Source organism: Rhodomicrobium sp. Az07, from assembly GCF_018619475.1.
Taxonomy (GTDB): Bacteria; Pseudomonadota; Alphaproteobacteria; order Rhizobiales; family Rhodomicrobiaceae; genus Rhodomicrobium.
Genome location: NZ_JAHFZG010000002.1, coordinates 28,994 through 43,637 on the forward strand (window position 1 = coordinate 28,994; position 14,644 = coordinate 43,637).

The 14,644-nt window shown below is 61.3% G+C and carries 11 protein-coding genes and 1 pseudogene; 4 read left to right on the top strand and 8 right to left on the bottom strand.

Annotated elements, in window-relative coordinates:
- Positions 1 to 67 precede the first annotated feature (67 nt).
- Positions 68 to 226: a (2Fe-2S)-binding protein gene (locus tag KKP04_RS01745; protein ID WP_251133840.1), complete on the top strand. Its 159-nt coding sequence runs from the start codon at positions 68 to 70 to the stop codon at positions 224 to 226.
- A 169-nt stretch (positions 227 to 395) separates the two neighbouring features.
- Entirely contained in the window at positions 396 to 887 is a 492-nt protein-coding gene (gene bfr / locus KKP04_RS01750; protein WP_215025731.1) for a bacterioferritin, read from the top strand.
- 69 nt (positions 888 to 956) lie between these two features.
- On the opposite strand, the gene KKP04_RS01755 is transcribed toward bfr, so the two are convergent.
- Positions 957 to 1,631, bottom strand: coding sequence for a carbonic anhydrase (locus KKP04_RS01755; protein WP_215025734.1), 675 nt, complete (start codon positions 1,629 to 1,631; stop codon positions 957 to 959).
- 359 nt (positions 1,632 to 1,990) lie between these two features.
- Here KKP04_RS01755 and KKP04_RS01760 point away from each other — a divergent pair, with 359 nt between their 5' ends.
- Entirely contained in the window at positions 1,991 to 2,521 is a 531-nt protein-coding gene (locus tag KKP04_RS01760; protein ID WP_215025737.1) for a CAP domain-containing protein, read from the top strand.
- A gap of 98 nt (positions 2,522 to 2,619) precedes the next feature.
- The gene (locus tag KKP04_RS01765; protein ID WP_215025740.1) at positions 2,620 to 4,545 is read left to right on the top strand and encodes a potassium transporter Kup; all 1,926 of its coding nucleotides are present in this window, start codon (positions 2,620 to 2,622) and stop codon (positions 4,543 to 4,545) included.
- Positions 4,546 to 4,621: 76 nt separating this feature from the next.
- On the opposite strand, the pseudogene KKP04_RS01770 reads toward KKP04_RS01765, so the two are convergent.
- The 7 genes and pseudogenes from KKP04_RS01770 to lnt form a co-directional block, all read right to left on the bottom strand.
- A pseudogene (locus KKP04_RS01770) lies at positions 4,622 to 5,030 on the bottom strand (IS630 family transposase); the annotation flags it as partial.
- A gap of 5 nt (positions 5,031 to 5,035) precedes the next feature.
- Positions 5,036 to 5,734 carry a hypothetical protein gene (locus KKP04_RS01775; RefSeq protein ID WP_215025742.1) on the bottom strand — a complete coding sequence of 233 codons (699 nt, stop codon included), beginning with the start codon at positions 5,732 to 5,734 and terminating at the stop codon, positions 5,036 to 5,038.
- An 89-nt stretch (positions 5,735 to 5,823) separates the two neighbouring features.
- Positions 5,824 to 9,588 (bottom strand): vitamin B12-dependent ribonucleotide reductase, encoded by a 3,765-nt coding sequence (locus tag KKP04_RS01780; RefSeq protein ID WP_215025745.1) that lies wholly within the window; start codon positions 9,586 to 9,588, stop codon positions 5,824 to 5,826.
- 640 nt (positions 9,589 to 10,228) lie between these two features.
- A complete protein-coding gene (locus tag KKP04_RS01785) occupies positions 10,229 to 10,852 on the bottom strand; it encodes a tRNA (guanosine(46)-N(7))-methyltransferase TrmB (protein WP_251133841.1) in 624 nt (207 codons plus the stop codon).
- A 122-nt stretch (positions 10,853 to 10,974) separates the two neighbouring features.
- The gene (gene metK, locus KKP04_RS01790) at positions 10,975 to 12,144 is read right to left on the bottom strand and encodes a methionine adenosyltransferase (RefSeq protein WP_215025750.1); all 1,170 of its coding nucleotides are present in this window, start codon (positions 12,142 to 12,144) and stop codon (positions 10,975 to 10,977) included.
- A 54-nt stretch (positions 12,145 to 12,198) separates the two neighbouring features.
- Positions 12,199 to 12,702: a helix-turn-helix domain-containing protein gene (locus KKP04_RS01795; protein ID WP_215026281.1), complete on the bottom strand. Its 504-nt coding sequence runs from the start codon at positions 12,700 to 12,702 to the stop codon at positions 12,199 to 12,201.
- Positions 12,703 to 12,904: 202 nt separating this feature from the next.
- Positions 12,905 to 14,548: an apolipoprotein N-acyltransferase gene (lnt, locus tag KKP04_RS01800; RefSeq protein ID WP_215025753.1), complete on the bottom strand. Its 1,644-nt coding sequence runs from the start codon at positions 14,546 to 14,548 to the stop codon at positions 12,905 to 12,907.
- Between the last annotated feature and the right edge of the window lie 96 nt (positions 14,549 to 14,644).

Consider the following 14,644-nt stretch of genomic DNA (forward strand, 5'->3'; position numbering starts at 1 on the left):
GAAGTTAAACGGCGCAATGATCATCTGTTCTTGCAATGTGTTGAGTGATGAGGCGGTTCGGTCGTCGATGTCGAGCCCGAACCCGCCGCGCACGCCCTGCCAGGTGCATCGGCATTTCGGCTGCACTGCGAAGTGTGGACGCTGCACGCGGTCCCTCCGCGATGCGATGGACGAAGGCCGCGCCGAGCAGCCGATGGAGCAATTGCAGGTCGCGAAAGTCGCCTGATCGGCGACCTGGTCGGCCAAGCCCATGTCTCGCCGATGAATTTTCTGTGAGCTGTTTAGAGTTATTCTTTTTCCAGCATTGATTTTGAAACGCCCCTTCCGAGATTCTCCTTCATGATCGCGTTGCGATTCACACCGCAGTCCGCCTTCCTCACCACTCGGAGAACAGAATGAAGGGCGACCCCAAAGTCATCGACTATCTGAACGCGGGCCTTAAATCCGAACTGACCGCCATCAATCAGTACTGGCTGCATTATCGCATGCTCGACAATTGGGGCTTCCTCTCCCTTGCGAAGTACTGGCGCAAGGAGTCGATCGAAGAGATGGAGCATGCGGACAAGCTTACCGCGCGCATCCTCTTCCTCGACGGCTTCCCGAACCTGCAGGTGCTCGACCCGCTGCGTATCGGCCAAACCGTGAAGGAAGTTCTGGAAGCCGACCTCCAGTCGGAAATCGGCGCGCGCTCGCTTTATCAGGAAGCCGCCACGTACTGTAATTCGGTGCAGGATTACGTCTCGCGCGATCTGTTCGAGGAGCTTATGCACGACGAGGAGGAGCACATCGACTTCCTCGAAACGCAGCTCGGCCTCGTCGAGAAACTCGGACTTGAGCTTTACTCGCAGTACCACATCGGCGGCCTCGACAAGGAGGGCATCGACTAAGGTTGGAGTTATGGCCGGGCGGAGGGATTGCCACCGACCCGGCGTCACTTTCCGCGAGCGAAGGCGACGCTATTTCCTTGTCTGGTACCGCACCATGAGCTTCGGCGTCGCCTGCGCGGTCGAGTCCCTCGTCAGCGTCACGAACTCCTGCCTTTCCGCGTCGAACGTGTCCACCATCCCGCTGTCGATATTGTAAACCCAGCCGTGCAGGCTGAGTTGGCCCGCCGCGAGCTTCGCCGCAACCGAGGGGTGCGTCGTAAGATTGCGGAGCTGACACAGCACGTTCTCATGCACGAGTGCATTCAGGCGTTTCTTCTCGGCTTCCCCGGGCGAGAACCGCGCCTCGACGATCTCCTTTGCTGCGGCCGCGTGTTTGATCCAGGCACCGACAGCAGGCATCTTGTCTAGCTTGTCCTCGCGCAGGATGGCTTTCATCGCGCCGCAGTCGGAATGGCCGCATACGATGAGGTTCGGAATGCCGAGGCCCTGAACCGCATATTCGATGCTGGCGGATACGCCGCCCGACGACGGGCCGTAGGAGGGGATGATATTGCCCGCGTTGCGGATAACGAAAATATCGCCCGGGTCGCATTGCGTCAGCAACTCCGGCACGACGCGGCTGTCGGAGCAGGCGATAAACACGGCGAAGGGCCTCTGGCGTTCGCCGAGTTCGTTGAACAGTTCCTGTCGCTTGCCGTGGATTTCAGTTTGAAAACGCAGAACGCCGTCGATGAGTCTGTGCATGATGAATTTCGCGGGTCCAGTTAAAGTCATTTAGTCTAACACCGATGAGGCATTCATGCGAGCGCAGGCTGTCTTGCGCGGGGGGATCCTTCCTGTCGAGCGGATAGCGCCGGGCGTCTGCGGCGGCACCACGATATTGTCTTGATCGCAGGATAGGTCGAATTGCCGGTGGGGGGTCAAATGTTTGTTAAGCACGATTTGACATAATCGGCATCGTTCCGGAGGCCGGTGTCATGTGGCGTACTCTTGGTTTATTGCTGTTTTGCGCGAGCCTCGGCGGATGCGCCGCAACGGGCGCGCTGCCTTCAATGTCGGGATTCGGTGGAAGCCTTTCCGAAGCGGAGCCGGCCAAGGCCGCGATGACCGCAGAGCCAGCCTCGGCATCGACCTCTTCAAGCTCAGGGTCCGGGCTTTCCGGGATATGGTCCAATTTCTCGTCGGCGTTCGGTTCGGGAGACGCGGCGGCAGCACCCGAGGCGCGAATCGGACAGCAGCCCGACGTCCTCGATCCGAACGAAGCGCTGCGCCTCGTAAACGACTACCGCGCGTCCCAAGGTGTGCCCTCGCTTTCGCTGGAGCCACGCGCGACCGAAGCCGCTCATATCCTCGCAAAAAACATGGCGACGACCGGCAGGATGTCCCACCTCGGCCCCAATGGAGCGGATGTCGGGAGGCGCCTGATCATGGCGGGCTACCGATATCGCGTCGCGGCCGAAAATATCGGCGCGGGACAGGCCTCGGTCGCGCAGATAATCGAAGGCTGGAAGAATAGTGCACCGCACAGCCGGAACCTTCTTCTTGCCGATGCGAGACACATGGGCATCGCGTTCGAATACAAGCCCGACACAAAATTCAGGAGGTTCTGGGCGCTGGTCGTGGCGGCGCCTTGAATGGGTAGCGGGCACGTCGGAAAATTGACGATGCACACGGCTCTAATCCCTGATAAAGCTGCGCCGCTCGTGGAGGATTCGAAAGAACTCGGGTGGTGATGAATATCCAGGGACAGGTCGCCGCGGAGCCACAGGGCGTCGCGGCAATGCCTCAGGGGCAGACGAAAGCCATGGCTCTAGCGGCCCTTGGCGTCGTCTTCGGCGATATCGGCACAAGTCCGCTCTACACGCTCAAGATCGTGCTCGGCGCGAGCGGCCATCAGGTCGTGGACCGCGCCATGGTGCTGGGGTCGCTTTCGCTCATCATCTGGACGCTCATCATCGTGACGTCGATCAAGTACATCGCCGTGGCGATGCGCGTCGACAACCACGGCGAAGGCGGCATCATGGCCTTGATGGCGCTCTTGAGCGGCGGCCGCAAGGGGCTCGGCGGACGGCGGCAGACGCGAACCTTCGTTGTCGTCGTGGGGCTCGCCGGGGCGGCCCTCATCTACGGCGACGGCGTCATAACGCCCGCGATATCCGTGTTGTCCGCGCTCGAAGGGCTCGCGATCAAGGCACATAGCTTCGAGCCTTACATCCTGCCTGCAACCATCGTCATTCTTGTGCTTCTGTTCCTCGTTCAGCCGCGCGGAACAGCCACGATCGGCCGCCTTTTCGGCCCGGTCATGCTCGTCTGGTTCGTGACGCTGGGGGTTCTCGGCATCGGCGGCATCTGGAAGAATCCCACGGTGCTGGCAGCGATAAACCCGGCATACGGTCTCTATTACCTCTTTGAAGGCGGCCTCACCTCTTTCCTGATACTCGGCGCGGTATTCCTCTGCGTCACGGGGGCGGAAGCGCTCTACACGGATATGGGGCATTTCGGGCGGCGTCCGATCCAGATGGCTTGGTTTTTCATCGTCTTCCCATGCCTCGTGCTGAATTACGCCGGTCAGGCCGCGCTCGTGCTCGACGGAACGGCGATCGCGGAGAACACATTCTACGCGCTGTGCCCGAGAGACCTGCTGATCCCGCTGATCATCCTCGCGACGGTCGCCACCATTGTCGCCAGTCAGGCGGTCATTACCGGCGCATTCTCCATGACGAGGCAGGCGATCCAGCTCGGCTGGCTCCCTCGGCTCCACATCACGCAGACCTCGGCGCTCGGCTTCGGCCAGATTTATATCGGCGTCGTGAACTGGACGATGATGGTCATCACCATCGGCCTGACGCTCTCGTTCCGCGAGGCAGACAACCTCGCCGCCGCCTACGGCATCGCCGTGTCCGCCACCATGCTGATGGAATCGTTTCTACTCTATATCGCGATGCGCGAATATCTCGGCTGGGATCCGCGGCTTTCCGCACTGCTCGCGAGTTGCTTCGTCATTGTCGACTGCGCCTTCCTCATCGCCAACTCGGCCAAAATGCTGGACGGCGGCTGGGTGCCTCTGCTGCTTGCCGTCATTATCGCGGGCTTGATGTGGGTCTGGCATTCGGGGCGACGCGCGGTGATGGCCGTGCTCGTTTCAAGATATCGTCCGATCCACGAGTTCCTCGCCGAAATCAAGGAGCGGGGCGTTCCACGAGTACCGGGCACGGCCGTTTTCATGACACGCTCGAAGAAGGGCGTGCCGCCCGTCATGGCCTGGCACGTGAAGCATAACCGCGCGCTGCATGAGCGGGTGGTGGTAATACACGTCTCCATCGAGCCCGTGCCGTTCGTGAACCCGGAGCACCGTCTTCAGGTGGAGACGGAGGACGATAATTTCTGGCGTGCCATGGTGTATTACGGCTTCATGGAACGGCCGGACATTCCGCCCATCCTCGAACTCATGAAGGAGCGGGGATACGACATCAGTCTCGATGACGTGACCTACTACATCGGACGCGAGACGGTCGTGCCGAGGGAAGACGGAAAGGGGCTGCCGCGCTGGCAGGAAAATCTCTTCGCCATCATGGAGCGCAACGCTGCGCAGGTGACAGACTTCTTTCGTCTGCCCGTCGACCGGGTCGTGGAGATCGGGCGCCAGGTCGCGATCTGACCATTTGGCGAGCAACTCGCCCAACCGACAGGTTGTGTATCTCCGCGGCGGAGCAGCCCTCCTTCGAAGCAGACCGCTAGTGGAGCGAATCTAACGTTTGGTACCCACGTTTAACGGCAGCGATGATCGCGTCTGGTGCTTCGGTCCAGACGAAAGGCTTGGCCTCCAAGTTATGCTCTTCGAGGAAGCGGTTGATTGCGGCTTGAAGGTCGACAAGGGAGTGGAACGCTCCTCGTTTGAAACGCCGTTTGGAGTTCTGCGAAGTATCCCACGACGGCATTGAGCCGGGAGCAAGACGTTGGGGCGAAGTGGAAGACCCAGCGCGGATGCCGCTCAAGGCGCTGCATGTTGCGGCCGGTCACGGTGCAGTCGAGGACGTTGAGGGCGGCAAACAGCGTCGTCGTTCCGTGCCGCTTGTAATCGTGCGTCATGGATCCGCAGCGTTCCTTCTTCATCGGCAGGCCGGGCTGAGTTCGGTCCAGCGCCTAGACTAATGCAGCGGCGGTGCATCGGTGTTTGCGCTCGTCGCGTCTTCGAGGAGCGCGAGCGGCAGGGCCAGCGGTCCGTCGTGCGTCGGCGCTTCGAGATAGCCGACCGGCACAGGTGCGGGGTCCGGCAGAAGGTCCGACAGCTCTTCGGCGCGGGCCGCGAAAAACACGTCGTCGATCTGCGCCAGGAACACTTCGCAGGCGGTGCGCAATTCAAACAGCGCCGTGCGCCCGCCCACGAGATACGATCCGCCATGGATCGGCTGATTCGCGCTGCGCGGGTCCGGCTGACGCAGAGAGAGGAAGCGCGAGAGAGAGCCGCCGCCGTTGAACATGCGCTGCGCGTCGCGGACGAATTCGGCCTGCAACGCCTCGCAAGCGGACGTGGCCTCCAGCATCTGTTCAATCTCGTCCTGAAAATCGGGGGCGAGCTTGCGCAATTCCGAAGCCCAGTTTCGCGCCCGCATCATCTTCATCAGCATCAGCGCTTCGCGTTCCTGGAAGGTCTTGCACCCTTCGCGGAAACGGCCGAGCCGGGCGGCGATTTCCGCGTGCCCGGCTCCTCTTACGTCGGCTTTGGGAAGTGCGGTTCTTTCGAAGAACCATGCATCGCTGATTGCCGATTTCAGCGCGTCTTTCAGGAGATACACGATCGTATAGACGTCGTGGTCTTGCGGCTGGTTGATCGTCCAGAGCGCCATCGTTGCGTTCAGCCCTTGGCTAGGTCCGAGGCGATCATCCAGAGGTCTGCGCGAGACTCCGCGCAAACCCTCCGAACGCTATGGCAGCCTTATGAGCATCCCGTCGTGCCGCCGCAGGTATCGCACTTCAGACAAGTTCCGTTGCGCACGAGAGTGAAGTTGCCGCATGTGCCGCAGGCTTCGCCCTCGTAACCCTTCGCGCGCGCTTCCGCGAGCAAGTCGGCCTTACCGGGCCTTGCTCCGAGCGGTACTGTCAGATGGGAAGTATTCAACGCGGCACTTGCCCCATCGCGCGCGTTTACATCGAGAGAACCCAGCGGAGACAAATCCTCGTCTTCCGGACGCAGGGCATAAGCGAGGGCGCCATGCGTATCATACGAGCCGGCGCCACCGATTCGCTCATTCTTAGGCTGATCCTGAACTATGACAACTTTGTGGTGAAGCCCGCGTGTGAGACCCTTCGACACATAACGGTCTGCGTAGATCACCGGATTGGCGGCCGCCGCGGCCTTCTGGCCCGGCCTGTCGTCAGCCACGCCGCCGCCCATCACCGTCGCGCCGATCTGCGACGGGTCGACATGGGCGAGGTCGTTGCGGCCGAGATAGGACACCGCCAGTTCACGGAAGATGTAATCGAGGATCGACGTCGCGTTCTTGATCGCCTCGTTGCCCTGCACGAAGCCCGCCGGTTCGAAGCGCGTGAAGGTGAACGCCTCCACGAATTCGTCGAGCGGCACGCCATATTGCAGGCCGAGGCTGATCGCGATGGCGAAGTTGTTCATCAAGCTGCGGAAGGCCGCGCCTTCCTTGTGCATGTCGATGAAGATTTCGCCGAGGCGGCCATCCTCGAATTCGCCCGTGCGCAGATAGACCTTGTGGCCACCGACGACGGCCTTCTGCGTATAGCCCTTGCGGCGGTTCGGAAGCTTCTCGCGCTCGGCCTTGAGGCGGACGCGCTCGATGATGCGCTCGATCACGCGTTCCGCCACGATCTGCGCGCGACGGCCCTGCGGCGCGGCGAGCAGCGCTTCCGCGGCATCCTCGGCATCCGCGTCGTTATCGGCGAGAAGCTGCGCGGACAGCGGCTGCGAAAGCTTGGAGCCGTCGCGGTAAAGAGCGTTCGCCTTCAGCGCGAGCTTCCACGACAGCATGTAGGCTTCGCGGCAATCGGCGATGCTGGCCGAATTCGGCATGTTGATCGTCTTCGAGATCGCACCGGAGATGAACGGCTGCGCCGCCGCCATCATGCGGATATGGCTCTGCCATGACAGCGCGCGCTTGCCCTTTTTGCCGCACGGATTCGCGCAGTCGAACACGGGCAGGTGCTCCGGTTTGAGGCCCGGCGCGCCTTCGAGGGTCATCGTGCCGCAAACATACTCGTTGGCCGCATCGATTTCCGCCCTCGGGAAGCCGATCGCCGCAAGCAGGTCGAAGCTCGGCGCGGCCATCTGCTCATCGGTGAGCTTGAGCACGCCCTTGCAGAAATCGTCGCCGAGCGTCCACTTGTTGAAGACGAACTTGATGTCGAACGCGGCGCCGAGACCGGCTTCGACGGCGGCGATCTTGTCCGGCGTGAAGCCCTTCGCGGCGAGCGTCTTGTGGTTGATATGCGGTGCCGTCGCCAGCGTGCCGCGTCCGACCGCATAGGCGATGATCGCGTCGATCTGCTTCAGCGTATAGCCGAGGTTCCGCAGCGCTTCGGGCACGGCGCGGTTGATGATCTTGAAGTAGCCGCCGCCCGAAAGCTTCTTGAACTTCACGAGCGCGAAGTCCGGCTCGATGCCCGTCGTATCGCAGTCCATCACGAGGCCGATGGTGCCTGTCGGCGCGATGACCGACACCTGCGCGTTGCGGAAACCGTGCATCTGCCCGAGCGAGATCACATCGTCCCACACCTCGCGGGCCACCGTGACGAGATCGGTTTGCGGGCAGACGCCGTCCTTGAGCGGCACGGGGCTTGTGGAAAGCAGCTCGTAGCCATTGTCGCGCCCATAGGCCGCGCGGCGATGGTTCTTCATCACGCGCAGCATGTGAGCAGCGTTCGGCCCGTAACCGGGAAACGCGCCGAGTTCCTTCGCCATCTCGGCGGACGTGGCGTAGCTGACGCCGGTCATGAGCGCGGAAACCGCCGCCGCCAGCGCGCGGCCTTCGTCCGAGTCGTAGCCGAGGCCGGAGACCATGAGGAGGCCGCCGAGATTCGCATAACCGAGGCCAAGGGTGCGGAAGTCATACGAGCGCTGCGCGATTTCCTTCGACGGGAATTGCGCCATCGTCACGGAAATTTCGAGCACGACCGTCCACAGGCGGCAGGCATGCGCGAAGGCTTCCGCGTCGACGAGGCGAGCTTCGCCATCTTGCGGGCGGAACGACAGCAGGTTCAGCGACGCGAGATTACACGCGGTGTCGTCGAGGAACATGTATTCCGAGCACGGATTGGATGCGCGGATCGGGCCGCTCGCCGGGCAGGTGTGCCAATCGTTGATCGTGGTGTGGAACTGGATGCCCGGATCGGCGCTGGCCCAGGCCGCCTCCGAGATCTGGTCCATCAGCGCGCGCGCCTTGAGGGTCTTCACGGCCTTGTCCGTGGTACGGGACATCAGGTGCCAGTCGCCGTCGACCTCCACCGCGCGCAGGAACGAATCATCAACGCGAACGGTGTTGTTCGAATTCTGGCCGCCGACGGTGCGATATGCCTCGCCTTCCCAATCGGTATCGAAGCTCGGAAACTCGATGGACTTGAACCCCTGCCGCGCGAAGTGGATCACGCGCTGGATGTAGGCGTCGGGCACGAAGGCCGCGCGCGCCGCCTTGATTTCGCGCTTCAACGCGACATTCTTCAAGGGATCGAAGCAATCTTCGCCGTGGCCTTCGCAGTTCACACACGCGCGCATGATGGCCGCGAGGTGCTTCGCGCAAATCTTCGAGCCCGCGACGAGCGCCGCCACCTTCTGCTCTTCGAGCACCTTCCAGTTGATGAACGCCTCGATATCCGGGTGGTCGGCATCGACGATCACCATTTTCGCGGCGCGGCGCGTTGTGCCGCCGGACTTGATCGCGCCCGCGGCCTTGTCGCCGATCTTGAGGAAGCTCATCAGGCCGGACGACTTGCCCCCGCCGGAAAGGCGCTCGCCCTCGCTGCGGAGCCGCGAGAAATTCGAACCGGTGCCGGAGCCGTATTTGAACAGGCGCGCCTCGCGGACCCAGAGATCCATGATGCCGTTTTCATTGACGAGATCGTCTTCGACGGACTGGATGAAGCAGGCGTGCGGCTGCGGGTGCTCATAGGCGCTGGCGGAGCGGACGAGTTCGCCGGTCTCGAAGTCCACGTAATAGTGGCCCTGGCCGGGGCCGTCGATGCCGTAGGCCCAATGCAGGCCGGTGTTGAACCACTGTGGGCTGTTCGGCGCGGCCATCTGCATGGCGAGCATGTAGCAAAGCTCGTCGTGGAACGTGCGGGCGTCCTCCTCCGACGAGAAATAGCCGCCCTTCCAGCCCCAGTACGTCCACGCGCCTACCATGCGGTCGAACACCTGACGCGCGTCCTTTTCGGGACCGAAGCGCTCGGCCTCGGGAAGCTCGGCAAGCGCCTGATGATCGGGGACGGAGCGCCACAGCCATGACGGTACGCTGTTTTCCTCGACACGCTTCAGCCGCGCGGGCACGCCCGCCTTGCGGAAATATTTCTGCGCGATGATGTCGGCGGCCACCTGGCTCCACTGTTCCGGCACGAAGAAGCCTTCGAGCTGGAAAATCATTTTGCCGTCCGGATTTTTCAGTTCGCTCGTCGCCTGACGGAACTGAATCGTCTCGTAAGGAGACTGCCCGCTGGTAGTGAATCGCCGTTCGATCCGCATGGATTCTCCTGCCCGGCGCGTGATCGCGCCTGCCCGCTTTGTTCAGTGATTTGTGCTGGACGCAGAACTCGACGCAGACGCAACAGAACCACCCTCCTGACGAGAGGGCGCACGCCAGCGCACCCGGAAAACGGATGGCTGAAACAACTCGAATTGGAAGACAGTTTGCCGACTGAGGGATAGATGCCGCCGCGCCCTCCTCGAAGGGCGCTCCCCGCAGCGGCATGTCCGACCCTAAGGTGATTCGCCTTCGGAGGGCTGTTACCAGCGTGCCACAGCGCACAAAACCTTGTGGGTTGTGTTGACGGCGCCTCTACATGTTGTGTCGATCCTGTTTAAAAGCCCCGATGGGGCCGCATTTCCCTGTTGACAAGCGGGGGACAGGCTGTGGGTTGATTTGCGGCGACACGAGGCGATTTCGCCGGCCGACGGGCCGACGAAAGCTGCAAAAGCCGCTGATTATTTGGGGAAGCTGAGACGGCAGTGGCAGGAGCACCTGCCGGGAAGGCGCGCTTGTTTCAACCGAATCGCCAACCGGTCATCGAACACCGCGAGGCCAATATTCGCAGCCTTTCAGGTCCGCGCCGCCTTGTTGCCGACGATCGCTCAACCATGTCGACCATCGCATCGCCGAGCCAGATCAACCCGCGCGCTGGAGAACAAGAAACGTCGCGCCGCGCCCCTCGCGTCGCGCCTTCTCTTCGTAGCGCGTTACGGGCCAGTCCGGCAGGACATCGCGGTTTGCAGTGGCGAAGACATGCGCGATGTCAAAAGCGGGATGCGCGCGCACCGCTTCGATGGCCGCCTCGGCGTAATCGTCGATGTCGGAAGCGAATCGAAATTCTGCGCCGGGCCGCAGCAGGGGCGCGAGCTTATCGAGGAGATGGGCGGAGAAAAGCCGACGCTCGCGGTGGCGCTTCTTGGGCCACGGGTCGGGAAACAGCATGAACGCGCGCGAGAGACACTCAGGCGGCAGCCCCCGGAGCAAAGCGAGCACGTCGTCGGCATGAAAACGGACGCGCCCGGCCAGACCGCGCGATATGAGGGCATCCATCGCCGAGACGACGCCGTTCAGATAGGGTTCCGCGCCGACGATTCCGACGCGAGGATTGTGTTCGGCCTGCCAGACGAGGTGCTCGCCGCCGCCGAACCCGATTTCGAGCCAGATATCCTGTACGCCTTCGGGGAAGAGCCGCCTCAGTGCGGAAACGTCCAGCGGGCGGTCGACCTCGATAGAACGGTTTTGCAGCGCCTCGGCCAGCAACGAAGATTGCCGCGGAGAGAGCGTTCTGCCCTTTCTGCGGCTGAAGGATCGAATCCATCTTTCGGTGGCTTGAGCCGCGCCGCCGGTTTCCCCGCACGGCGCGACATCGATTTTCGTCACGCTCAGGTCAACGCATCTTTCAGCGAGTCGACAAGGTCGAGCCGCTCCCATGAGAAGCCGCCATCGTCGGTCGGCGTGCGGCCGAAGTGGCCATAGCTCGCGGTCCGCTGATAGATGGGACGGCTGAGTTGCAGGCGCTCGCGGATGCCACGGGGGCTGAGGTCCACGATCTCGGCGATCACGGCCTCAAGCTTGCCTTCGTCCACACGGCCGGTGCCATGAAGGTCGGCGTAGATGGACAAAGGCTTCGCGACACCGATGGCGTAGGAAAGCTGCAACGTGCATTTGTCGGCCAACCCCGCCGCGACAACGTTCTTGGCCACATAGCGCGCCGCGTAAGCCGCCGAACGGTCAACCTTTGTCGGATCCTTGCCGGAGAAGGCACCGCCGCCATGAGGAGCAGCGCCGCCGTAGGTGTCGACGATAATCTTGCGTCCGGTGAGTCCGCTGTCGCCATCGGGTCCGCCGATCACGAAACGCCCCGTCGGATTGACGTAAAACTCTTCCTTCGGGCACATCCAGCCCACCGGAAGCACCTCGCTGACGATGTTGCCGACGATCTCGCGGATGCGCTCCTGAGTCGCGTCCTCGGCATGCTGCGTCGAGACCACGACAGAGGTTGCGCGCACGGGCTTGCCGTTTTCGTAGTAAAGCGAAACCTGGCTCTTGGCATCGGGCGCAAGTTCGGGGAGTTGCCCGGCGCGGCGCAGCCTGGAGATTTCGAACAGGATACGGTGTGCGTAATAGATCGGTGCCGGCATGAAGCTTTCGGTTTCGCGCGTAGCGAAGCCGAACATGATGCCCTGGTCGCCGGCGCCTTCATCCTTGTTGCCCGCAGCGTCGACGCCTTGCGCGATGTCGGCGGATTGAGCATGGACGTAGGATACGATGTCGGCGGTCCGCCAGTCGAACCCATCCTGCTCGTAGCCGATGTCGCGGATCACGTTGCGCGCCGTCTCGATCAGCTTGTCGCTGGTGACGGAAGCCGGTCCCCGGACTTCGCCCGCGAGAACGACCCGGTTCGTGGTCGCGAGAGTCTCCAACGCCACCCGCGAATGCGGATCGGCGGCGAGGTAAAGATCGACAATCGCGTCCGAGATCTGGTCGCAGACCTTGTCAGGGTGCCCCTCGGAAACCGATTCGCTTGTGAAATGATAGCTATTGCGAGACACTACCTCGTTCCAATCCTTGCACGATTTGCCTGGAAAGCATGGCGAACCGCCATGCTAGCCGAGATCGTTTGCAATCACCGGCTGGCTTTCCTTAGCCTCAGGCTTTTCCTCTGACAAGGCCCTTACGAGATCTATGACGCGCCGCCGCACCTTCGGATCCTGTATCTTGGCGAATGCCTTGTTGAGTTCTAGACCTTCGCGGGAGTTGAGAAAATCGAGAAGAAAACTCTCCTGCTCCGGTTCATGAAGGCCGTGAGCTGCGTTCGTCGGCGCGCTGTGAGCAAAGGCGTCTTCAAAGAAATAGCCAACCGGCACTTCCAGAATCTTCGAAAGCTGGAAGAGGCGACTTGCGCCGATCCGGTTTGTTCCTTTTTCGTATTTCTGAATTTGCTGGAATGTGAGGTTCATTTTCTCACCCAGCTTCTCCTGGCTCATGCCGATTATCATGCGACGATATCGCACGCGGCTGCCGACGTGAATATCAACCGGATTCGGCTTGCGCCCCGCAGTTTCATATATCTCGTCGCTAGCCAATATTGAAACCGGTGACTCGACCATGCCCATGTTCCGCCCCATCTCTCTCCGCCATCTTTAAGTTGCGCACTCAGCCGTATGACCTATTCCCACTACCTAAAAGTTGTAGTTATGCGTGAACGAGCCGTCAAGCTTCTTCTTATCTGCTAACGGACCGTTTTCGAGATATCACCAAAACGTATTTCTCGTTACCGCAAGATTCCCCAATCAGTTCGGGAAGTTAGAATCATCCGACCTTTGCGAGCGCAACCATAGCCAGATAAAATTGAAGCGTGAAGAAAAATAATGCAATAAAGGACGGCATCCTCAGTTTTTGATGAAAGGTTATTGGCAATGCACGAGGCAAACTGTGGTCAATTGTCCCAGCTTTACCCAAATCTATTTTGTTCAAAATGCGGCCAAAAGGATCGATGATTGCGGAAATTCCGGTATTGGCTGCCCGGGCCACCGGCAAGCCTTCTTCCACGGCTCGAATGCGGGCCAGGTGGAGGTGTTGATATGGTCCGGTGGACTGTCCAAACCATGCATCGTTAGTGACGTTGACCAGCCATTCCGGTCTTTTTGGCAGACTTCCAGTTCTTCCAGGAAAGATAATCTCGTAGCAGATGAGCGGCAGAAACGGGGCCGCCCTCGGGCTCTCGATCGGGACCGCTGGCCCCGCGCCCGCCTCAAAACCGTCCAACCTGTGGGAAAAAGCGGAGAAACCTGCCTTCATCAGCACCTCTCCGAGGGGCACGTATTCGCCGAACGGGACGAGGTGAATCTTGTCGTAGACGGCCCGGATCTCGGCCCCTTTCCCCAACAAAAATAAACTGTTGAAAGCGCGGTCGAAGCGTGCGCGCCCGTCTGCGTCAAGGCTTCCTTCCGCGCGCTCGGCGCCGATAATCAGGGCGGTTCCGTCCGGAATGAGCGCGGAAAGAGCATCGCGCACCTCGTCGCTGTAAATCCGATCGTTGAAAGCGAAGAGAACCGGCACTGAAGATTCAGGCCAGATGACATGTGTAAAGGCTGAGATTTCTTCGCCGGAAGTACCGCTGCGGCTCAACTGGAGCGCGCGGTCGAAGATCCATCGGCGATTTTCCGGCTTCCACTTTTCTTGTTGCGGAATATTCGGCTGAACGATGCGGATACGGACGCCGGGGACATCGCCCACAGTCTGCTCAAGCCTTTGCGCGCCCACCGCGTAGAACGCCGCGAGTGTCAGCGCCGCCACCAGGACGGGAGCGGAAAGCCTTCGGAAGCGGGCGTCAGGCGCCGCAATGAAAGCGGCTGGCGCTGAGAAGATGAAAAGCGCGGCGAGCGTCAGCCCATAAATGCCGATGTAGGCCGCCATCTGCATCGGCGCTTCGTCGGCGGCCAGCGCCTGCCCGAACAAATTCCATGGAAAGCCGGTGAAGAAGTACCCGCGCGCCGCCTCCGCGCAGAAGAACGCGAAGACGAACCCGACGATACGCGCATAGCCCCGCCGCCACATCGCCGCCGCGAGCACCGCCGCGACCGCGTAGAACAGCCCGAGCGCAGCACAAAGCCCGATGACGGCGAACGGCATCAGGATCGCATAACGTTGCGCGTCGACATAAAACGCGAAGCCGATCCAATAGATTCCGGCGAGGAAATAGCCGAAACCGAAGGCCCAGCCGAGCAGCGCGGCGCTCTTGAGACGCTTCACATAAGCGTCGAGGCGCGTCGTTGCGTCGTCGCGAATCGCGACGGCATCGAGCGTCCAGATCATCAGCGGGAAAGTGAGGAACAGAACCGGCCAGATGTGAAACGGCGCCATGGCAAGTACTGACAGCGCGCCCGCAAGAAACGCGATCAGTACCAGCTTCCAGGTCTTGAGACCGGCTACGGCCGTCGGCAGGGAATCCATGAAGAGCCTTGGTGGAGGGATCGGGCGAAAGCCGAAACGTTAAGTGCCCGCAAATAGCGAGCCTTTTCGCTGCTGACGAGATGAATCGCAAAAATG

Coding starts and splice junctions, on each gene's coding strand:
- KKP04_RS01760 (WP_215025737.1), top strand. CDS start 1,991: ATGACCGCAGAGCCAGCCTCGGCATCGACCTCTTCAAGCTCAGGGTCC.
- KKP04_RS01765 (WP_215025740.1), top strand. CDS start 2,620: ATGAATATCCAGGGACAGGTCGCCGCGGAGCCACAGGGCGTCGCGGCA.
- lnt (WP_215025753.1), bottom strand. CDS start 14,548: ATGGATTCCCTGCCGACGGCCGTAGCCGGTCTCAAGACCTGGAAGCTG.
- KKP04_RS01775 (WP_215025742.1), bottom strand. CDS start 5,734: ATGGCGCTCTGGACGATCAACCAGCCGCAAGACCACGACGTCTATACG.
- KKP04_RS01745 (WP_251133840.1), top strand. CDS start 68: ATGTCGAGCCCGAACCCGCCGCGCACGCCCTGCCAGGTGCATCGGCAT.
- KKP04_RS01755 (WP_215025734.1), bottom strand. CDS start 1,631: ATGCACAGACTCATCGACGGCGTTCTGCGTTTTCAAACTGAAATCCAC.
- KKP04_RS01780 (WP_215025745.1), bottom strand. CDS start 9,588: ATGCGGATCGAACGGCGATTCACTACCAGCGGGCAGTCTCCTTACGAG.
- KKP04_RS01795 (WP_215026281.1), bottom strand. CDS start 12,702: ATGGTCGAGTCACCGGTTTCAATATTGGCTAGCGACGAGATATATGAA.
- bfr (WP_215025731.1), top strand. CDS start 396: ATGAAGGGCGACCCCAAAGTCATCGACTATCTGAACGCGGGCCTTAAA.